Origin of the sequence: Paenibacillus sp. FSL H7-0918, from assembly GCF_038007025.1 — a bacterium.
Taxonomy (GTDB): domain Bacteria; phylum Bacillota; class Bacilli; order Paenibacillales; family Paenibacillaceae; genus Paenibacillus_AQ; species Paenibacillus_AQ odorifer.
The window spans coordinates 1,113,364-1,133,382 of sequence record NZ_JBBOWJ010000001.1 but is presented as its reverse complement, the minus strand read 5'-3'; the positions used below and the strand labels follow the sequence as shown (position 1 = coordinate 1,133,382).

Below are 20,019 nucleotides of genomic sequence, written 5' to 3'. Positions count from 1 at the left end.
GATCTCTCCTCTAATAAGGGTATACTCTATATTATTAAAATGGTTTTAAAGCCTATATTACTATACCCTTTTAGAGCGATATAAGTAAAATTAATGTTTATAATATCTAATATAAAAATGATTTATAGTTAAGGAGGATTACAATTGGCGCGTGTGTTATTTATTAATGGTGGATCAGAGGGACATATTAATCCCACGATTGGCGTTGTGGAAGAGCTTATTTCTCGTGGCGAAGAGGTAGTGTATTTTTGTATAGAAGCTTATAGAGAACGTATGGAGATGACGGGGGCTACAGTACGAACATTTGACGATCAGAAATTTATACAAGCTTTTATCTCAGGTGGAAGAAATTATGTACTCGAAAGAATCAACGGTCTATTACTTACGACAGATATAGTTATTCCAAGCGTTCTTGAACAGATCAAAGGGGAGCATTTTGATTACATCATTCATGATTCTATGTTTGGTTGTGGACGTTTGTTAGCTCAAATTCTTAGGCTTCCGGCCATTAGCTCCTGTACTTCTTTTGCGCAGACAAAAGCAGCATTCGATGAAATGTTAGAACAATTTTATACTACAGTTCCTGCAGAAGTAACTAATCCTATAAAGGATAAATTCCAAAGCTTGACGCAAATGGTGAAGGGCAAATATGATGTGGACATCGAATCCCCTTATGAAGTGTTTTGTAATCCTGCCCCACTTACTATCGTTTATACAACTAGGGAGTTTCAACCTGAGGGAGAAGCTTTCGACCCGTCTTATATCTTTGTAGGACCCTCCATCTCTTCACGATTAGCTCCAGAAAACTTCGACCTCATGGCAATTAAGGGGAAAAGTCCAATTTACATTTCACTCGGCACAGTTTTTAACCAAGCCATTGAATTCTATAAACTTTGTATTGAAGCATTGGGGAACACGGAGCACACTATTGTGATGTCAATTGGAGATAAAGTCCAAATCACGGATTTAGGGGAAATTCCGCAAAACTTTTTCGTGAAAAATTATGTTCCACAAACGGATATCCTGCAATACACAAAGTTATTTATTACACATGGTGGAATGAACAGTATCAATGAAGGGCTTTATTACGGGGTTCCGCTAATTGTAATTCCACAAAGTGCGGATCAGCCAATAATTGCGGATCAAGTCGTCCATGTCGGAGCAGGCATTAAGTTACAAATGCAAAGTTTAACTGCAACTCAACTACGAGAAGCAGTAGATCATATATTAAGCGATTTATCTTATAAAAAAGCTGTCTCCAATATCAGTGAATCGTTTCGGAACTCGGGTGGGTATCGACGAGCTGTTGATGAGATTGTTCGGGGAGGGGGAGTCGTATGAACAAAATGGACCGGTTGTTAGCTATAGTGCTTGAACTGCAGCGTAACAAAATGTTACGGGCGGAGGATTTGGCTGCTACGTTTGAAACGAGCGTAAGAACGATCTATCGGGATATTCAGGCACTGAGTGAAGCGGGCGTTTCCATAATAGGAGCGCCAGGGCAGGGTTACTCCTTAATCGAGGGGTATTTCCTGCCACCCGTTAGTTTCACGCTGGACGAAGCAGTGACATTGCTTATCGGAACTGATTTTATCGAGCAGCGGTTTGATGCACACTATGGTAATAAGGCTAGAAGTTCTAAAGCAAAGATAGAAGCCATCCTGCCGGAAGCTATCCGCAGTGAAGCATCACAGATTCGCAAAAGTTTTCGTTTATTTGCATCCGCAGAAGATATAGCACCCATACAAGAGAAGTCATGTTTGGAAGCCATTCGTGGAGCGATATTGGAGGGAAGGAAAATAAGATTTCGTTATTCCAAAAGAATCGCCGAAGCCGATGGGAACCGTCAAAGTATTCGTACGGTTGCTCCTTATGGACTTGTGCTTCATCACGGGTCATGGGTACTCATCGCCTGGTGTGAATTGCGTCAAGACATCCGTCATTTCCGGTTATCCCGAATGAGGGAGCTTATTAATCTGGAAGATGAATTTATACTGCCAGCAGATTTTCATCTGGAGGTATACCAACCTCCTGATGATCGCAACGTTCATGTGCTTATCTTAGTCCAAGCTGACATAGCCGATAAGGTAAGGGAATCAAATAATTTCTATATGGAAACTATTGAGGAGCATGCGGAGGGGGTACTTGTTACTTTTCGCGTTCGCGAGCCAGGGGAATTGCTGCAATGGGTGCTTGGCTGGGGAGGCGGTATGGTTGTGCTGGAGCCCGAATCTTTCCGTGATCAGGTTAGAAATGAAATAGAAATAATGTTAAAACGCTACTGACATAACGCTGTCAGTAGCGTTTTTGTATACTTGGACCATCAATGACTACAGGAGCTGATATATGATGATTACAACAAAAGAAGTCTTACAACGATTTGAAGAAACTGCGACATACTATATTCAAGAATTGGAGCGATTCAATCTGGAGCAGTTGAAGCAAAAGCCGAGTGAAAACGCCTGGTCCATCGGACAGATGTTTCAGCATCTCATTAACTCGGCGCTGTATATGCAGCTTCGTAATATTGATCAATGCCTTGTGCTAGACCAAGATCCCTTAGTAGCTCATGTGGGGAAAACTGAGGATGGTGCGGCTATATTTGCGCAAGGAAGCTTTCCGCCCATTCGTATTCAGGTTCCGCCTTCCGCCCAATATACGCCGGAGCAGCCGGAGAGCAAAGAACAATTAATTCAAGGGTTACGTACAGTCATTCAAAGAATGAGAGAGATCGAACCCTCTCTTGAAAAAGCGTCCAAACAAAATACCGTATCTCACCCGCGATTTGGTGGACTATGCGCGGAGGAATGGTTCCTACTTATTGAAATGCACTATCGTCATCATCTTCTGCAGCTGGAGCGGTTAAACAAAGAGTTGTTGTTTAATTCCATATTTGCACCTAAAGAAGGGTTCATCAATAACATTCAGGTTGTGAAAGGATCATAAAAAGAGTTTGAATGGTCTTAATTTTCTGAACCAAGCGTGGCCTGAACGTGATTCTTATATTCACTAGGATTAACACCAAAGTGTTTTTTGAATAACCGGGTGAAATAAAATTGATCGTGTATACCGATTTGCGTGGAAATTTCTTTAATGTATGGATTCCCTTTAAGTATTAATTCTGCAGCTTTTTCCATTTTCACAGTATTAATGTAGTGAATGATGCTTTGCCCCACTTCTTCTTTGAAGATTCTGGACAGATAGTTCTCACTTAAGTTGACATGCTTGGCAATCAGAGATAAGGTGAGCTTCTTCTGATAATGTGTGTTGATATAGTCAATCGCTTGTTTAACATCTCTATTGTGTGTAGTTACGATCTGTTGCTTTTGATGGGAGAATAGTTGGAACACAAGCTCCATTATAGATAGAACGTCAGTGGTACGTTTACTGCTGGCGATATTTTCTATATAGGTCTTCAAAAGCTTCGGATCCTCGACAATGAGATGAGCATCGCATAAGGGAAGATAATGCAGACAATTTACGATGAACTTTTTGGTTTCAGCAGGATTAATTTGCTTGGATTTACAGGTGTCGAGAAATTGCTGAGTTGCTTGATTAACGGCTTCAACCCCTGAAAGCTTCCAGTTCTGAATTAATTGCGTCGAGAAATCATGTACATCCTCGAAGTCCAGCGTATCCTTTAAATGGACATCCGTTGGATCTATAATCGTTATTTCGTTGTAAAATTGGATTTGCAAGGATTCTTTACATTGCTCTAGGGTTCGTTTTGCTTCAGCATATCCCCGTACAGGATCAGAAAAAACAATAGTAGGGGTGATAGAAATATACATTTTGATTAACCGAATGACCCTCTGGATAAAGTCTGTGCGGATAATTTGATGATCGTCTAAGGTATCACAGGAGATTAGAAGCAGCAGCCCATTAGATTCTAGCTGAATAATTTCTAACTGATCTACGGTCTCCAAGATATCCAAGATGATGTTTTCAATAAAGGATACGGAGATGTGATTTTGTCTTTCGTTTTGGGTGGCGTTATTCTGCTCAAAAGTCACGTAGAATAAATAACAGCTGCTTTCGCTGAAAGCGAAACTTATAGCATCATGCTGATCAAGCTGCTGCACATCGTAATAAGGATCGGTGAAATAATCTTTTAGCAGCGCATTTTTCACGCTTTTTAAATTGTGCTGTAATAACTGTGTTTGGGTCTCCTGCTGCTGCCTAGATTGAAGCTGCTCTTGAATTAGCTTCGTAGATTTCTCCAGCAAATGGATCAAATCCCCCGTTTTCATACTAATCTTCAGCATATAATCTATAGCCCCAAGCACTAAGGCTTCACGAACTAACTCATACTCCCCGTGGTTGCTCGCCACCAGAATTTTTCCTGCAAACCCTCTGTTATTCAGTTCTTTTATCAGCTGCAGACCATCCATATTAGGCATTTTGAGATCTGTAATGATGATATGGGGATTAAACTTGTCTACAAGTGTTAAGGCTTCAACTCCGTCAGAGGCAGTAGCACAGATCATGTATCCAAGCTCTTCCCATGGAATCATGGTTCTGAGCGCGACTTTAACAATAGGTTCGTCATCCACTAGCATTACATTATACATAGGATACATAGTATCACCCCTTAAGTTCGTATGTTTGTTTAGGGATAATTAGGCGGCAGCAGGTTCCATGACCCATTGAGCTTGTGATGAACAGCCCGTAACTCTCACCGTATTGAAGTTTAATGCGATCGGCCACATTTGAAATTCCGATACCCGACAGATTGTCAGCCTTTTCAGATTTGGTGGTGTCAAACCCTTTTCCGTTATCGATGATCTCAATAATAAGGGTGTATTCATTTTTTGCGTATACCTTAATTTGGATTAGAACTTTTCCTCCTATATCTGTAACTCCATGAAGAATCGCGTTCTCTGCGATCGGCTGCAGGATGAGCTTGGGGATCATGCTCTGTAATAAAGACTCATCCAAGTCATATTCAATGTCAAACCTGTCGGCATAACGTATTTTTTGAATGGCAAAATAATGATCCAGATTGTTCAGCTCCTGCTTGATGGTGATTTGCTCATCTTGATCGATAATGGTACTACGCAGCAATTCAGCTAGTGAGGAGATGCCGTCGCTAAGGACGGGAACCTGGTTAATCATCGCCAGCCATCGTAAGGAGTTAAGTGTATTAAAAAGAAAGTGAGGATTAATCTGCGATTGCAGCATTTGCAATTCGAGCGAACGTCTTCTTTTCAGATCTTTCTTTTGATCCTTCATCAGCTGTTCCATTCTACTGACCATGCTGTTAATTCTATTGGCCAACACGCCCATTTCATCGTTGCTGTGATCTTCGATCCGGCTCGATAGATCACCATAAAAAATTTGATTGCAGAAGACGATGATTTGTTTGATTGGTTTCAGGATGCTTTTATACAATACGATAATAATTAGAATACACACGACTACAATGATGCTGACAACAATAAGTAGTCCAGTGGTGATTTTACTTGTCTCTGAATTGATATAAGAGAAGGGCACGGTAGAAATCATGTACCAGCCTAATTGATTATTGTTAATATAGGAGATTTGCTGCATTTTGCCATTGACCATGCCTTGGAAGGAATGGTTTTTCTTTGCCTCTTGTGTCTTGATTTGCTTAAAAAGCTCATCTTTATAATAGGGTTCTCCTAGCGGAGTATCCTTTTGATTCGAGGACATTACTTTTCCCTCCCTATTCATAATAAGGAGACTGGAACCTGTACCTAAATCCACACTGGAAAGGATGACTTTTGAAAATAACTCCCCACCAATAAAAACAAACACATGACCTAAGGGAACGCCAATGTCATCTTGATCAAAAATTTTCCGGCCCAGGACAATGGTATTGTAAGCGCGATAGCTTTTTGCGTAGTTAAGACTGTCATAAGGGGCATTGAGCTCTACTTGTTTCATAATTTCTTCATACTTAGGATTGGGGATGCCATCGTAGCCTAATTCATAAATAGGTTGGTTCTTGGCGTCGATGACCCGAACGTTCTGGACATATCCGGGGTAGATGGTTCTATATAAATTGTCCATGGCATGATTAATGGCAGCATTGCTAGGAGCGGGTTCATTTGGTGCTGCCGATAAACGCTCCTGAATAATACTATTGGTAGAAACAGAGCCTGCAAGATATTGATAGTTGTTAAGTTCACTTAACATCGTTCGATTAAGCAGGGTTAAAGCCTGAAATGTGGATTTACTTAATTTATTGTTAATAGATTTGGAGTAAATGGTGTAGGAGTAGAAACCTATAAAGATGATTGGGATCACGGATACGATTAAGAAAATGACGGTTAAGCGATTTTGAATTTTAACCTTGCGCATGATTTGCGGAGGATTAGGAAAATGCAGCTTCCCTTTGCGTCGACTCAGGTGGATGACCTCCCATTCACTATCTTTTACTTACAAGTTAACATAAAAAGAACAATGGAATATATATGCAGCGGCGAAAAGTGAGAATAATCTATGGAATGGATAATATTATCCATTCCGTTAACGGCTAAGTTTACAGGTTATGTGATCCTGATGAATAAGCTTATACGAGCTCGCATTGGAAGATGGATAAGATAATACATAGGTAGGTTTGTATTGTAAATGTAAATATAGCGTAAATCCTTCTATACTTAAATTATTAAAAAAGCGTTTACAAGAATATCTTAAGGAGGGCGTTTATGAAAAAGACTATGAGTACATTATTAGCAGTGATGCTGCTAGGTGTGGGGGTGCTCGGCTGTGGGAACAGCAATAATAAACCTGCTGCCTCTAATGAATCAGATTCAACGAAAGCTGCGAGCACCGCGCAAGCTACAAGTACAACGAACGCCGGGAAGACTAAAGAAGAACCTGCTAAAGATTTTGATAACAAGGAACTTAGCATTGCTGTATTCCAAGGGGGATATGGTGCGGATTATTGGAATGAAATTGTCAGCAAATTCGAAAGTGCTTATCCAGGTGTGAAAGTGAACATGACGATTAATCCTAAAGTTGGTGAAGTAATCCGGCCGCAGATTGTTGCGGGTAATCCTCCCGACTTCCTATCCGTTACAGATACAGAGCAAAGTGGCATCGTGCTTTCATTGATTAAAGAAAAAGGACTGCTAGATATCAGCGATGTATTTGAAAGCAAAGCGCTTGATAAAGAGGAGACGCTTAAGGATATGATTCTACCGGGGATGCTGGACAGTACAAGATTTCAGCCCTATCAAGATGTAAAGACGTATCTTGCACCTTTTAATGCTGGACCGATGGGCTTGATTTACAATAAAACACTGTTCGCAGAAAAAGGCTGGAGTGTTCCTGAGACTTGGGAGGAGTTCTTTGCTTTAGGGGATGAGCTGAACAAAGAGGAGAACTACCTGGTTAATGCAGATGGAACCAAAACGAAGCGGGCTTTATTCACTTACCAAGGCATCTATCCGGATTATTTGGAGGAAATTCTCTACCCGGCCATTGCGAGTGCGGGGGGAAAAGAAACGCTGGATAAAGTCTTTGCTTATGAGGAAGGTTCATTTAAGAACGACACGATCAAAAAAGTACTGGATATTTTCTATAAAATCTCTAAAGACGGTTATCTGATGGACGGCACGGTTGCCTTGAACCATACACAGTCGCAGACCGATATGATGATGGGTAAAGCTTTGTTTATCGTAAACGGGAACTGGATGGAAAATGAAATGAAGGATTCACCTAGAGAAAATGGATTTGAATTTGGGATGACAACAGTACCTGTGTTCAATAAAGGCGATCAGAAGTATGTGCTTTCCAGCTACGAGCAATTCTCCATCCCTGCTAAGGCCAAAAATCCTGAGCTCGCTAAGGAATTCTTAAAGTTCCTGTATACCGATGAATCTGTAAAACTATTTGCGGAAAAAGCGAATGGGGCGTATGCGCTTAACGATGCGAAGGAGCTGTCTAAGCCATTTTTGACTAAAGGTGTCTATGACATGTTCGAGGCTTATAATGGTTCCATTTCTATTCTACAGGGCTGGCAATCGTTACCGAAGGGTTCCAAGGTTAGTGTAGTCACTGAAATGTTCAAGAATACGGTCACACCAGTGATGACAGGCCAAATGACCACAGATCAATGGATGGATAATGTGGAAAAAGCTTTTGCACAGATTCGTAAAGAGAAAGCGGCTAGTAAATAATCTATAGTATCTCATGCAAATGCATCCTGTTAGGAATGGATAAGGTTATCTATGAACGGGATGCATTTTGTATGAAGGGGAGTGTGAAAGATGTCTGAAATGCAGCTGGCAGAAGTAGCTCCTAGACAGAGGAAATCAAAGATTAGGACAGCGAAAACCAGAAATCCTAAGCTATTCATAGCGGTATGCACGATTCCAACGCTCCTGTTGACCCTCGTATTTATGATTATTCCAACCTTTCGGGCATTTTTTATGTCTTTTACGGATGCTACCGGGATGAGTGATGAGAACAAGTTTATCTTTTTGGATAACTATAAATATATGTTTCAAGATGAGATGTTCCTCAAAGCTCTGAGCAATACATTTAAACTGATGCTGGTCGTGCCAGTGATTACGTTGATTTTTGGGCTGGTGCTTGCTTTTCTATTAACGCAGACGAAGCTGAAGGAAAGAGGATTTTACCGAACCGTATTTTTCTTTCCTAGTATCATCTCTTTGACGGTAGTCGGAATTATCTGGTCCTTTGTGTTTCATCCCAACATGGGCATTTTGAATAATATTCTGGGGAGCATCGGATTAGATCAACTGAGCAGACCCTGGCTTGGAGATAGCCGAACAGCATTGTGGTGTGTAGCCGTTACACTGATCTGGCAAGCGGTTGGTTATTATATGGTCATGTATATCGCTGCGATTGATGGGATTTCTGCGGATGTGTTTGAATCGGCGACTATTGATGGTGCGGGATATTTCCGGAAGCTTACCAGTATTACGATCCCTCTGCTAAAAGATATTATTGGCATTACGTTTGTGTTGTCTCTGGCAGGTACGATCAATTTAAGTTTTATAGTTGTAACTGTAATGACTGGCGGTGGTCCGGCAGGTGGAACTACTGTTTTACTCCACTACATGTACACGCAGGCCTTCCAGAATGCGAACTTTGGTTATGCCATGGCTATAGCTATATTTACGCTGGTGTTCGCCTTTGTGCTTTCTTTTCTGTCCAGACTACTTACAAATCGAGCAGAAGGGTAGGGGAGAAGGATGACGAGCAATCAACAGAGTCTTCTAAAAATGAATATTGCCCACTGGATTACCCGGCTGTTTCTGATTGTAGCCACCATTGTTTTGTTATATCCGTTTGTATGGAATCTCTTAGCTTCATTTAAAAGCAATACGGAATTTCTGACCGACCCCTTCTCCTTTCCACAAGCCTTACACTTTGATAACTATGTACGTGCTTTTCAGAAATCCAAGATGGGGAGTTATTTCCTGAACTCTATCTTTCTTGTGGTGTTATCCACGGCGATTCTAGTTATTTTTGTGGTTCCTATGGCTTACGTCTTAACGAGATTTAAGTTTTGGGGCTCCAAACTAATCCTTAACCTTTATATGGCCTGTATCTTTCTGCAAGCCTCCTACATTATGGTTCCTTTATTTCTGCAGGTGAATTCATTCGGGATGTTGGACAATCGCGGGATGCTCAGTTTAATCTATGCTGTTCTGCAGTTTCCCTTTGCCATCTTTGTATTAAGTGGATTTCTGAAGTCCGTCCCTAGAGATTATGAAGAAGCCGCTAAGATTGACGGTTGTGGCAACACGGGAGTGCTCGTCAGAATTGTTGCGCCGCTTGCTAAACCGGGCATTGTGACGGTCTGTATGCTGGCAGCGATGGGCTTTTGGAATGAGTATCCGCTGGCATTGGTCTTAATTCAAAGTGATAGCAAAAAAACATTGCCAGTAGGTTTAGCCAATCTTTTTGAGGTTCAACGTTATGCTACTGATTGGAGTGCACTTTTTGCCGCGCTGATCCTAGTGCTGATTCCAACGATTCTTTTATATGTGATAGGACAAAAGCAATTGCTCCAAGGAATAAGCGCAGGCGGAATTAAGGGCTGAACAGCAAAGATATGGAGGGAAGTTACGTGGACAAAGGAAGATTTACACTGCCTGGTGAAACAGGGATGGAAGAGGTCATAGCCGATCTCGTCGAAAGATGGGGTGTAGATGCCGTACGTGACAGTGATGGCACGAATCTATCGCAGGACATTCTCGATATGGGTCTGCAAATTTATTCAACGCTTTGTCTTGTCCGTGAGGACAACGAGTGGGCGAAGCAGCATCCGCAATATAGACAGCAGATTTATCTGATGTCTGCTCCAGTAATAGTAACTTCAAAGGTGAAGGCCATCGATATTATGGCTGATTATTTTGCCGATCAATTTATTCCTAACACAGATGTGGATATAAAAAAATATTGGCAGGTTGTAAACCGGACTACAGGAGAAGTATTACCTTCTGAATGTTGGAGTTACGCAGAGGGAATTGTCACACTTGAACAGGCGGTACAATTTCACAAGTATACGGTCAGTTTCTTGGCCTACCAGAAATGGGAGCCGGTCTCCATGTACAATCACATCACGAATGATTGGGATGAGGAGCATCGTTTACCGTTGGATGTTCGTTACCCCGAGGCTCAAGGGCATGTTTTGAAGGTGCTGGAGGATTGGCTAAAGAAACATCCCAAGACTGATATCGTACGTTTTACGACCTTCTTTTATAATTTTGATTTGATTTTTAACAAGGAAGGTAAGGAGAAACAGGTGAATTGGTTTGGCTATCTGAGTTGTGTGAGTCCACTTGCGTTAGAGCAATTCGAGCAAGCTTATGGGTACCGATTGACTGCAGAAGATTTTGTGGATCAGGGGCGATATAACACACCATTTAAGAACCCGACCCAAAGATATCTGGACTGGATGGACTTCAATCAGAAATTCATCGCAGGTTATGCTAAACAATGTGTAGATATGGTGCATGATTTCGGGAAGAAAGCGATTATGTTTTTTGGGGATCACTGGGCTGGTACAGAGCCTTATGGAAAATATTTTCCGGAGATCGGGCTCGACGCAGTGGTAGGGGCAGCAGGAGATGGCGTTACAACCCGTATGATTGCGGATATACCTATTAAGGATACCGAGGCACGTTTCTATCCTTATTTCTTTCCTGATGTCTTTTTTGAAGGGGGGGACCCTGTCGGAGAGTCCATGCCGATCTGGATCAAATGCCGGCGTGCGCTCATGCGTAAACCAGTTGGCAGGATGGGGTATGGCGGATATTTAAGTCTAGCGCATCAATTTCCGGATTTTATAGATCATGTGACAGAGATTGCGACGCAGTTCAAAGGGATTCATGCCAATGCAGAAGGGACACAGCCTTTTAAAGCTCCTTTTAAAGTGGCGGTTCTGAATACTTGGGGCTCCCTTCGAAGCTGGCAGACACATCAAGTGGCTCATTCATTATGGAATCAAAGATGTTACTCCTACATAGGGGCATTAGAGTCATTGGCGGGCTTGCCGTTCGACATTGAGTTTATAAGCTTTGATGACATCAGGTTAAGTGGGATTGATCCTAGTATCGGTGTGATTATTAACGCGGGTGATGTACACACCTCTTGGAGCGGTGGAGATCAATGGAGCGATCCGCAAGTTGTGGCAACACTTCGTGAGTGGGTGGAGCAAGGGGGCGGTTTTATTGGGATTGGTGATCCATCAGCTTATGAACATCAAGGGGTTCTTTTTCAACTAGCGGATATTCTAGGTGTTCAGAAGGAAATTGGATTTACAGCAAGCATCAATAAGCCCAAGGTAACGCCTGTGCAGGGTCATTTCATAACGGAAGATCTGGAAGGTGAGATTAATTATGGTGAAGGGATGACCATGATTTATCAAGCGGAGGCCGGAGCAGAAATATTGGACGTGCATCAAGGCAGCTGCAATCTTGCCGTGAACTCATTTGGTCAGGGGCGGGGCGTTTATATCGCGGGGCTTCCCTATAGTATTCAGAATACCAGACTACTCAGCCGAGCGATCTTTTGGGCCGCACATCAAGAGGAGCAATTGTATTCATGGTTCTCAGTGAATCCGAATGTTGAATGTCACGCGTATCCTGAGACGGGTCGATATTGTGCCGTAAATAACACTTCCGAGATCCAAAAGACGACGATCCTGATGGATAACGCCGTGATCCAAGAAATAGAGTTGGGTGGGATGGAAAGTGTGTGGTTTCAATTTGAGATCATACATTAAGAGTCAGCCGTAACTACGGCGAATAATTAGACTTCCGGCTGCTGTTATCTCCAACTTTCCTGAATTGTACTGCTTCGATAGAGTGATTGGGGAATTTCTCCCTGAAATTCCGGGATATTTGGTCATCAGACTAATAATCAGGGAAAACCTCCCCAAAGTTTAGCTGATTCGTTAGCAATTATAGTTATTCCTCTTATTATTAGGGAGGAATTCCCTGATTTCGTTCATTTAGAGCGAATATTGGCTGTTTTCAGGGAGTTTTTCCCTAATTAGTTTTAGAGCCGTCCCCGCATACTGCATTAACGCAGAAAACACGAACGTTCGCCGCCCCGCATATTGCACATCTCACCGTACAATGTATATTGTTTATCGGCCCCCACAGGTATCACACAAAGCAGATGACCCATCACCCTCAATGTTTTGGGAGTTTTTCTTACTTGGATTGAGATATCTTGAGTTTTCCGTATCTAGAGTATCCGGGACATTTTGCGATAAGCCCGCGGAGAAATCCCCTCATTTGCGGTAAATACCCTGCTGAAATAATGGATATCAGGATAACCAACCTTATCCCCGACCTGTTCAATCGGCCAATCCGTTTCACGCAGCAGCTTGCGTGCTTCTCGATGCCGGATGGAACGGAGATATTCACCAGGAGGCATGCCAGCTACCTCACGAAATAACTTGGAGAAATGGTCTTCATGCATATTCATGGCACCAGCCATGGATTTATTGCTCCAGCGGTCTGCTAGCTTTGAATCCATCTCATCGATTAAAGCTCTGATCCGCCCGGTATGAACGGAAGATTTAGCTGCATTCCGGGAGCTTTGTGTTCGGAGCAGCGAGGTTAGAACGCCGAGCAGTAACCCCCGACAGACCCATTCATAACCGGCAGGCCGCATCGTAAATTCATGCACGAGCTGTTCCATCGCATGGATACATTCGGGTGGCGGGGTATAAATGGGCTCCTGTGACAATGGCATAAAAGGAGCGGTCACAGCTTCCAAGGCAAACTTCTCGTCCATAACCTCCTCCTCATTGACCAGCATGTCTTCATCGCTTGTAATAAGCGATTCCCCAAAAAAATCAAAATGGATCCCAATGAGTTTGGTTTCCGAATCTGAGACAATCGCATTTTGATGATATACCCCGGAAGAAAGAAATATCAGTTGTCCTGAATTCAGGATATATTCCTCCGTATCCATCTTTGTTGATAATTTCCCCTGGCGAACGTATAGCAGCTCGAAATCATACAATCTTCTTCTTGGAAAGAGGCAAGGTGAGAGGGTTTGGAATTGTGCGTAGTGAATGCCAGGTGACCACTCCCGGGAGGGGACCTGTTTTCTCAGGGGATAACGGGGTTCTTTTTCAGCCACGAATAAACCTCCCATACAGTATAAAATGATTTATTAAATAGACCGGAATCGTGCAACAAATCTCTTTTTCACCTAAATAAATCTAACTTACAATCTATTATAATATAAATAAATCAAGGATATAAGCGCATTTAGGGCAGAATCTTAAAAAACGGAAAATAACAAATTTGAGGAGGATTCAGATGAAAAAGGGAATAAACATTTGGTCGTTTCGCGAAGGTACTGAGATCGAAGAATGTGCACGTCTGGCTAAAGCGGCAGGTTTCGACGGAATTGAGTTATCTTTGAATGAATCGGGTGAACTTGGCCTGCAAACCACTGAGAAAGAAGCTATTAAGATCAAAAATTCCATTCAGGAGATGGGATTAGAAATTGCAGGACTGGCGACAGGACTATATTGGTCATATGCCATGACAAGTGAATCCGCGGCGAACCGGACGAAGGCTATCGATGTATGTAAAAAACAATTGGAGCTGGCAGCAACACTTGGCGTAGATACGATTCTTGTCATTCCTGGTGCGGTTGGTGTGGATTTTATTGAGGGCTGTGAAATAGTCGATTATGAAAAAGCTTATGATCGAGCCTTGAAGGCGATCAGTGATCTAGCTCAGGATGCAAAAATGGCGGGTGTTTCTATTGGGATTGAAAATGTGTGGAATAAATTCCTGCTGTCTCCGCTCGAATTACGTTCTTTTATAGATGCTGTAGGCTCCAATTATGTAGGTTCCTATCTGGATGTAGGGAATATCGTTCATTCTGGTTATCCAGAGCAGTGGATACGGATTCTAGGTCATAGAGTCAAGAAGGTGCATTTCAAAGATTACCGCCGGGCAGCCGGAGGACTTCATGGATTTGTTGATCTACTTGCTGGGGATGTGGATTATCCTGCTGTTATGGAAGCACTGCAAGAGATCGGCTACAGCAATTATGTTACTGGAGAAATGATACCGCCATATACGCATTATTCGGAGCAAATCATTTTTAATACTTCTGCAGCGATGGATGCTATTTTAGGACGCACTAGTTACTAAGTTTAAGAGAGGTGAAGGCTGTGCTCAGAGTGGGGCTGGTGGGTTTTGGATTTATGGGCCGAATGAACTTTGATCAGTATGTTCAATTGCAGGAAGACGGCCATCCGATTTCTCTGGTTGCCATTTGTGACCCGCAGATTAAAGTCCTTAAACATACTAAATCCGCGGGGAATATGAACACAGCCCACGAGGTATATGATTTATCCCCTTACAACCTTTATGAGAATTTGGAGCATATGCTCGAAAAAGAAGAACTAGATGCTATTAGCCTTGCAGTACCTACGTACTTGCATGCTGAAATGACTTGTTCGCTGCTGGAACGAGGGTATCATGTGTTCTGTGAAAAGCCGATGGCGAGACATTCCGCAGAAGCTTGGAAGATGGTAGCGGCGGCGCAAAGCAGCGGAAAAAAATTGCTGATTGGTCATTGTCTTCGCTTCTGGCCGGGATATGGATATTTGAAGGGGGTTATAGCTAGCGGTGAGTTCGGTGAAGTGACAGAGGCTTATTTTTACCGGGGTTCCGGTGCTCCTAAAGGGTGGTTGGTCAATGATGAGCTAAGTGGCGGCTGTATGCTGGATATGCATGTACACGATACGGACATCATCCATCACTTGTTTGGGAAACCAGATAAAGTATCAACGCTTGGGCGGAAGGTTTTACCGGGAAGTGGCTATGATATCGTCTCCACTCATTATTTTTATCAGGATGGAAAAGTGGTCAATGCCCAAGCGGACTGGACACTGGAAGGCGACTTTGGTTTTTACATGGGCTATCGGATTAATTTTGAACGGGGTAATGTAGTCTTTGATGGCGCGGAAGTTAAGGTAAATCCTAATCGTCAACCGGGGTTCATTGCGAAGCTTTCTTCGCATACCGGATATTACAGAGAGTTGGTATATTTCTTGAAAATCATCCAGAACGATGAGCCAGTGACCCTATGTATGCCCGAAAGTGCTGCCCAGTCCATAGAAATCATTGAGGCTGAAATCCAATCGGCTGATCAAGAAGGGGCCTGGATACGGATACGTTAAGTACCATACTTTTAGTAAAGGAGACTTCACGATGTTGAAAATAGGCTTGATCGGCTTTGGATTTATGGGCCGGATGCATTTTGATAATTATGTGCGCTTAACGAAAGAGGGGCAGCCCATTGCCCTTAAAGCCATCTGTGATTTGCGAATTGAGGAATTAAAGGATGGAAAAGCAGCCGGGAATATGAGCACTGCCCAGGAAGTCTATGATTTGTCAGCTTACAATCTATACGATGATCTGGAGAAAATGATAGCCAGTGAGGAACTGGATATGATCGACATTGCGGTTCCTACTTATCTGCATGCGGAAATGACTTGTTCGCTGCTGGAGCGTGGATATCATGTTTTTTGTGAGAAACCGATGGCCAGAACTTCCGTACAAGCGCTGGAAATGGTGGAAACGGCAGCCCGCTGTGGGAAAAAACTGATGATCGGACATTGTCTCCGTTTTTGGCCGGGGTATGAATATTTAAAAGAAGTGATAGAGAGCGGGCAGTTCGGTCAGGTCACGGAAGGGTATTTTTACAGGGGATCTGGTGCTCCTAAGGATTGGTTTCTTGATGAGACACTAAGCGGTGGAGGCATTATGGATATGCATATTCACGATACGGATATGATTAACTATCTGTTCGGCAGACCGGATAAAGTATCATCCTTAGGACGTAATGTCCTTCCGGGTAGCGGATATGATATCGCATCGACTCACTATTTTTATAAGGATGCAAAAGTAATTAATGCTCAGGTGGATTGGACGCTGGAAGGTGACTTTGGTTTTTACATGGGGTACCGGGTTAATTTTGAACGTGGAAATATAGTGTTTGATGGCAGCGAGGTCAAGGTCAATCCGAATGACGGGGCAGGCTATTTAGCGGAACTTTCACCGGATGTTGGCTACTATAGAGAGCTTGTATATTTTCTGGATGTTATTATCCAGGATAAGCCTATCATTATTTGTACGCCAGAGAGTACAGCGGAGTCTCTAAGAATCGTGGAAGCAGAAATGAAGTCAGCGGATGCTGAAGGCGAATGGATTGTGCTAGATTAGTTGTGTGTAGAGTGAATAAGGACGTGAGCTGGAAGAGGATCATTCACAATGACCTTTTTCCAGTTCACGTCCTTTTGTCATCGCTGAAATTTGGTGTTGTCTCTTGCATAATGGGATACTGATCCGTCATATCTTCTCAGCCGTACTTGTTCGTCAGAGAACAATTCAACAATTCCTGAAGCAACCTCTGAATACATTCCATCAGGATCAAGCTGTAGCGCAGAAATATAGGTTTGGGATAAGGCAGCTATAAAAAAATCAATATTTTTCACTAATGTTTGTGGCATGTTATTCCCTCCGGTGACATCTTGTACATGATGATATATTAAACCATAGGAGTTATTTTACCATGATTTATCGTTGAGTTTTAGGAAGAATTCTTTGGTAAAAGTCGAAAATATGAGAAATTTGGTTGAAATTGTATTTAAGATCGTCTTTAATGAAACGAAGAGGGTAATTTTACCACTCTAAATAAATTAAGGGGATTACATAATGAAAGACTATGAAGTGCTGGAAATTAACAAAAAGAGTTTTTTTAAAACAACTATCTATTTTATGATCATTCCTACACTGCTATTGTTTATAGTAGGTTTAGGGATGGTGGTGGTCGGGCTTATCATTAAAGAGACGTTTATCGTTGTTATGGGTATCCCTTATTTGATTATGCCGGTTATTTTGATACTCATTTATGGATTGGTGGGTATGCTGGTAGCGCTGGTATATAACAAGCTGGCGAAGAGATTCGGAGGACTAGAACTGAAAATAGTGGAGAAAACCCCTCCGGTTGAAGCAAACTATTTACCATAACCCAAAGTTATTAAAGGGCAGGTATTGCGATGATTTCGCTACCTGTCCTTTTTTATTTTTAATTTGAAAAGAAACCGGGGAATGGATATGATTTGGATAATGAAAGGATGATTGCCAGATGACAGAACCGACACAAAGAGCCAAGGAGCTGTACATTCAGTTTTTGGGTCATTTTTTAAATATGCATAAAGCAGGAGTACTTAAGGAGTACAAGAGTTTTGAAATTCCAAGAGAAGTGGAGCTGGAATGGCTGCAGGAATGGGCTATGGAGCACGTCAAGCAGTTGTCGATACGGGACTGGGATGCGATTACGATACTGGAATCCATCTCGCGGAATTATCAGGATAGCTGGATTGTGGAAAAAGTGGCTTCTTTTGCTTCGCGGAATATTATGAGCGCTGATAGTTTGGTTAGACTGATTTATGCGGAAAAAATGCTTGAAATCATTCGTTCTCATAACCAAGTGATCACAAAAGAACTGTTATTTCAAGGCTGTAAGGTTGCTGTGCAAATTCTCGAGGATGTAATCTCACAGCCGCTGGTCATTGATCCTGGACACGAACTTAAAGAACATAACCTTAAAGATAAGCGCGCGTTAAACAGTCGAGCCCAACAAGGGATTGAAGAGGTAAAGGTACTTATTAATTCTTAGCTGCCAAAGTTGACATACTGTTGTCAAATTGGGTGTGCTACGATTTCATGACAGAATCAAGTCTGCTGATCTAAAGAAGAAAATGAGGGATTATCGAATGGCTGAACCTTTAAAAGCAATGTACAATGAACAATTTCTGCGTGAGTTCGGCGAAAAGATTCGTGGCGTACATAATGTCTTCGAGACTGAGGCATTTGTAAGCTCAGCCATGACTGAACCGTGGGAAACGCTTGAGCTGAAGGCAAGAATGCGGCGGATCACCGAGACGTTGGGCAGCCACTTAAAGCTTCCTTATGAGGAAGCGCTGGCTATCCTATTCGCCATTGCTGACGATTGCGTGGGATTTCCTTATTTGATTTTTCCGGATTTTGTTGAGGTATATGGTCAGGGAGACGATCATTGGGAATTGTCTATGCAGGCGCTGGAAAGATTCACAGCGAAATCATCGGCTGAATTTGCAGTTAGGCCGTTTCTCTTACGGGAACCAGAGCGGATGATGGCTCAAATGCTGGTATGGGCGGAGCACCCTGATGAGCATGTACGTAGGCTGGCTAGTGAGGGCTGTCGGCCTCGTCTGCCTTGGGGACAGGCGCTTCCCATGTTCAAGCTTGACCCAGCTCCGGTATTACCTGTACTTGAGCAGCTTAAGGCGGATACATCCCTGTATGTACGTAAAAGTGTCGCTAATCATTTGAATGATATTGCAAAGGATCATTCGGAAGTGGTGCTCGATACCGCTCGGCGCTGGAAGGGAACACATCCCGATACAGACTGGATTGTGCGGCACGGCTGCCGTTCTTTGATTCGTAAAGCTGAGCCAGAGATTATGGCTTTATTCGGATACGCAGAGCAGACAGACGAAGCTGCTCCACTTATAACGAGTGCCTTCATTCTATTGGAACCTTCAATCCTGACCATTGGCGAAAGCTCCGAATTACAGTATAAGCTTCAAGTTCGTGAGGGAGCTCCGGCACGGATTCGGATTGAATACGGAATCTATTTCGTGAAAGCGGCAGGTCGAACCTCCCGTAAATCTTTTTTGTTATCGGATAAGACCGTACCTGGAGGTACAATTCTATCAGGTAAACGGACACATCGTTGGGCTGATTTAACAACTCGGCGTCATTATCCAGGAGAGCACCGGATTGTGCTGCTGGTAAATGGGCGAGAAGTGGCGGAAGTGGCGTTAGAACTTAAAGGGAGTGCTAATATATGAAAAAAGAAGTTTTGATGTTTCTATCCAATGGCTACGCTGATTGGGAAAGCGGATATATTAGTGCCGAACTAAATAAGCAGGAAAGTGAATATAAAGTAAGAACAGTTGCTCTAACTAGCGACAATGTCAAATCTATGGGTGGATTTACTGTTGTACCTGACTATACTTTAGACAGTTTACCTGCTCAGTATGAAATGTTGATTTTAATCGGGGGCACAGGCTGGAAAGATAATTCAGCTATTACTCCAGTGATTGAAAAATGTCTGCAGGAGAGTGTGCCTATAGCCGCTATATGTGACGCTACAACTTTTTTGGCTGAACATGGCTATTTAGACAACATACCGCATACCGGAAATTCATTGGATTATTTAAAACAAAATGCTCCTAATTATAAAGGAGAAGCAAATTATATAGAAAAACAGGCAGTTTCGAGTGAATATATTATTACAGCTAATGGCACAGCTTCTTTAGAATTTGCAAGGGAAGTTATGAAGAAGTTAGAGGGTTTCCCAATCGAAACCGTCGAGGGATGGTACAACTTTTTCAAAGATGGTTTTTATCAAGAATAAGGGTGTATATAAAAAAGGTGATCTCAAGTCTTAACGACTTGAGATCACCTTTTTGAGGTTGAA

18 protein-coding genes are annotated in these 20,019 nt (G+C 42.5%); 14 read left to right on the top strand and 4 right to left on the bottom strand.

Annotated features, from left to right (window positions below):
• Positions 1-144 precede the first annotated feature (144 nt).
• The 3 genes from MHI15_RS05300 to MHI15_RS05290 all read left to right on the top strand — a co-directional run bounded on the left by MHI15_RS05300 (position 145) and on the right by MHI15_RS05290 (position 2,946).
• Complete coding sequence (locus MHI15_RS05300; RefSeq protein WP_076217957.1) at positions 145-1,341, top strand: macrolide family glycosyltransferase; 1,197 nt, start codon at positions 145-147, stop codon at positions 1,339-1,341.
• Positions 1,338-2,285, top strand: a complete 948-nt coding sequence (locus tag MHI15_RS05295; RefSeq protein WP_076310120.1) for a helix-turn-helix transcriptional regulator — start codon at positions 1,338-1,340, stop codon at positions 2,283-2,285. Before MHI15_RS05300 ends, MHI15_RS05295 begins: the two co-directional genes overlap by 4 nt.
• A gap of 67 nt (positions 2,286-2,352) precedes the next feature.
• A complete protein-coding gene (locus tag MHI15_RS05290; protein WP_076130254.1) occupies positions 2,353-2,946 on the top strand; it encodes a DinB family protein in 594 nt (197 codons plus the stop codon).
• 17 nt (positions 2,947-2,963) lie between these two features.
• Here the strand turns inward: MHI15_RS05290 and MHI15_RS05285 are convergent, their stop codons facing one another.
• A complete protein-coding gene (locus tag MHI15_RS05285; protein WP_341164183.1) occupies positions 2,964-4,580 on the bottom strand; it encodes a response regulator transcription factor in 1,617 nt (538 codons plus the stop codon).
• Positions 4,581-4,584: 4 nt separating this feature from the next.
• Positions 4,585-6,324, bottom strand: coding sequence for a cache domain-containing sensor histidine kinase (locus tag MHI15_RS05280; protein WP_076130231.1), 1,740 nt, complete (start codon positions 6,322-6,324; stop codon positions 4,585-4,587).
• Positions 6,325-6,671: 347 nt separating this feature from the next.
• Here MHI15_RS05280 and MHI15_RS05275 point away from each other — a divergent pair, with 347 nt between their 5' ends.
• The 4 genes from MHI15_RS05275 to gnpA all read left to right on the top strand — a co-directional run bounded on the left by MHI15_RS05275 (position 6,672) and on the right by gnpA (position 12,229).
• Positions 6,672-8,147, top strand: a complete 1,476-nt coding sequence (locus tag MHI15_RS05275) for a carbohydrate ABC transporter substrate-binding protein (protein WP_341164182.1) — start codon at positions 6,672-6,674, stop codon at positions 8,145-8,147.
• A gap of 90 nt (positions 8,148-8,237) precedes the next feature.
• Complete coding sequence (locus MHI15_RS05270) at positions 8,238-9,179, top strand: carbohydrate ABC transporter permease (RefSeq protein WP_244886367.1); 942 nt, start codon at positions 8,238-8,240, stop codon at positions 9,177-9,179.
• 9 nt (positions 9,180-9,188) lie between these two features.
• On the top strand, positions 9,189-10,043 hold the full coding sequence (locus MHI15_RS05265; protein WP_076130233.1) for a carbohydrate ABC transporter permease: 855 nt from the start codon (positions 9,189-9,191) through the stop codon (positions 10,041-10,043).
• Positions 10,044-10,069: 26 nt separating this feature from the next.
• Entirely contained in the window at positions 10,070-12,229 is a 2,160-nt protein-coding gene (gene gnpA / locus MHI15_RS05260; protein ID WP_341164181.1) for a 1,3-beta-galactosyl-N-acetylhexosamine phosphorylase, read from the top strand.
• 467 nt (positions 12,230-12,696) lie between these two features.
• On the opposite strand, the gene MHI15_RS05255 is transcribed toward gnpA, so the two are convergent.
• Positions 12,697-13,602 (bottom strand): AraC family transcriptional regulator, encoded by a 906-nt coding sequence (locus MHI15_RS05255; RefSeq protein ID WP_341164180.1) that lies wholly within the window; start codon positions 13,600-13,602, stop codon positions 12,697-12,699.
• A 182-nt stretch (positions 13,603-13,784) separates the two neighbouring features.
• Between MHI15_RS05255 and MHI15_RS05250 the strand changes: the two genes are divergently transcribed.
• The 3 genes from MHI15_RS05250 to MHI15_RS05240 are packed head-to-tail and all read left to right on the top strand — an operon-like array spanning position 13,785 to position 16,712.
• Positions 13,785-14,633, top strand: a complete 849-nt coding sequence (locus MHI15_RS05250; protein WP_341143383.1) for a sugar phosphate isomerase/epimerase family protein — start codon at positions 13,785-13,787, stop codon at positions 14,631-14,633.
• 20 nt (positions 14,634-14,653) lie between these two features.
• Positions 14,654-15,667, top strand: coding sequence for a Gfo/Idh/MocA family protein (locus MHI15_RS05245; protein ID WP_341164179.1), 1,014 nt, complete (start codon positions 14,654-14,656; stop codon positions 15,665-15,667).
• 31 nt (positions 15,668-15,698) lie between these two features.
• Entirely contained in the window at positions 15,699-16,712 is a 1,014-nt protein-coding gene (locus tag MHI15_RS05240) for a Gfo/Idh/MocA family protein (protein ID WP_076302700.1), read from the top strand.
• 77 nt (positions 16,713-16,789) lie between these two features.
• On the opposite strand, the gene MHI15_RS05235 is transcribed toward MHI15_RS05240, so the two are convergent.
• Positions 16,790-16,999: a hypothetical protein gene (locus MHI15_RS05235; protein WP_036683023.1), complete on the bottom strand. Its 210-nt coding sequence runs from the start codon at positions 16,997-16,999 to the stop codon at positions 16,790-16,792.
• Positions 17,000-17,204: 205 nt separating this feature from the next.
• Here MHI15_RS05235 and MHI15_RS05230 point away from each other — a divergent pair, with 205 nt between their 5' ends.
• The 4 genes from MHI15_RS05230 (at position 17,205) to MHI15_RS05215 (ending at position 19,956) form a co-directional block, all read left to right on the top strand.
• On the top strand, positions 17,205-17,519 hold the full coding sequence (locus MHI15_RS05230) for a hypothetical protein (protein ID WP_076130239.1): 315 nt from the start codon (positions 17,205-17,207) through the stop codon (positions 17,517-17,519).
• A 118-nt stretch (positions 17,520-17,637) separates the two neighbouring features.
• Complete coding sequence (locus MHI15_RS05225) at positions 17,638-18,171, top strand: hypothetical protein (protein ID WP_076134553.1); 534 nt, start codon at positions 17,638-17,640, stop codon at positions 18,169-18,171.
• Positions 18,172-18,268: 97 nt separating this feature from the next.
• Complete coding sequence (locus MHI15_RS05220; protein WP_341164178.1) at positions 18,269-19,387, top strand: hypothetical protein; 1,119 nt, start codon at positions 18,269-18,271, stop codon at positions 19,385-19,387.
• Positions 19,384-19,956 carry a type 1 glutamine amidotransferase family protein gene (locus MHI15_RS05215; protein ID WP_076184206.1) on the top strand — a complete coding sequence of 191 codons (573 nt, stop codon included), beginning with the start codon at positions 19,384-19,386 and terminating at the stop codon, positions 19,954-19,956. Before MHI15_RS05220 ends, MHI15_RS05215 begins: the two co-directional genes overlap by 4 nt.
• Positions 19,957-20,019 lie beyond the last annotated feature (63 nt).

Excerpts from the sequence above, each read along its gene's own strand:
- MHI15_RS05295 (WP_076310120.1), top strand. The coding sequence starts at position 1,338 with ATGAACAAAATGGACCGGTTGTTAGCTATAGTGCTTGAACTGCAGCGT.
- MHI15_RS05285 (WP_341164183.1), bottom strand. The coding sequence starts at position 4,580 with ATGTATCCTATGTATAATGTAATGCTAGTGGATGACGAACCTATTGTT.
- MHI15_RS05280 (WP_076130231.1), bottom strand. The coding sequence starts at position 6,324 with ATGCGCAAGGTTAAAATTCAAAATCGCTTAACCGTCATTTTCTTAATC.
- MHI15_RS05275 (WP_341164182.1), top strand. The coding sequence starts at position 6,672 with ATGAAAAAGACTATGAGTACATTATTAGCAGTGATGCTGCTAGGTGTG.
- MHI15_RS05270 (WP_244886367.1), top strand. The coding sequence starts at position 8,238 with ATGTCTGAAATGCAGCTGGCAGAAGTAGCTCCTAGACAGAGGAAATCA.
- MHI15_RS05265 (WP_076130233.1), top strand. The coding sequence starts at position 9,189 with ATGACGAGCAATCAACAGAGTCTTCTAAAAATGAATATTGCCCACTGG.
- MHI15_RS05250 (WP_341143383.1), top strand. The coding sequence starts at position 13,785 with ATGAAAAAGGGAATAAACATTTGGTCGTTTCGCGAAGGTACTGAGATC.
- MHI15_RS05240 (WP_076302700.1), top strand. The coding sequence starts at position 15,699 with ATGTTGAAAATAGGCTTGATCGGCTTTGGATTTATGGGCCGGATGCAT.
- MHI15_RS05235 (WP_036683023.1), bottom strand. The coding sequence starts at position 16,999 with ATGCCACAAACATTAGTGAAAAATATTGATTTTTTTATAGCTGCCTTA.
- MHI15_RS05230 (WP_076130239.1), top strand. The coding sequence starts at position 17,205 with ATGAAAGACTATGAAGTGCTGGAAATTAACAAAAAGAGTTTTTTTAAA.
- MHI15_RS05225 (WP_076134553.1), top strand. The coding sequence starts at position 17,638 with ATGACAGAACCGACACAAAGAGCCAAGGAGCTGTACATTCAGTTTTTG.
- MHI15_RS05220 (WP_341164178.1), top strand. The coding sequence starts at position 18,269 with ATGGCTGAACCTTTAAAAGCAATGTACAATGAACAATTTCTGCGTGAG.
- MHI15_RS05215 (WP_076184206.1), top strand. The coding sequence starts at position 19,384 with ATGAAAAAAGAAGTTTTGATGTTTCTATCCAATGGCTACGCTGATTGG.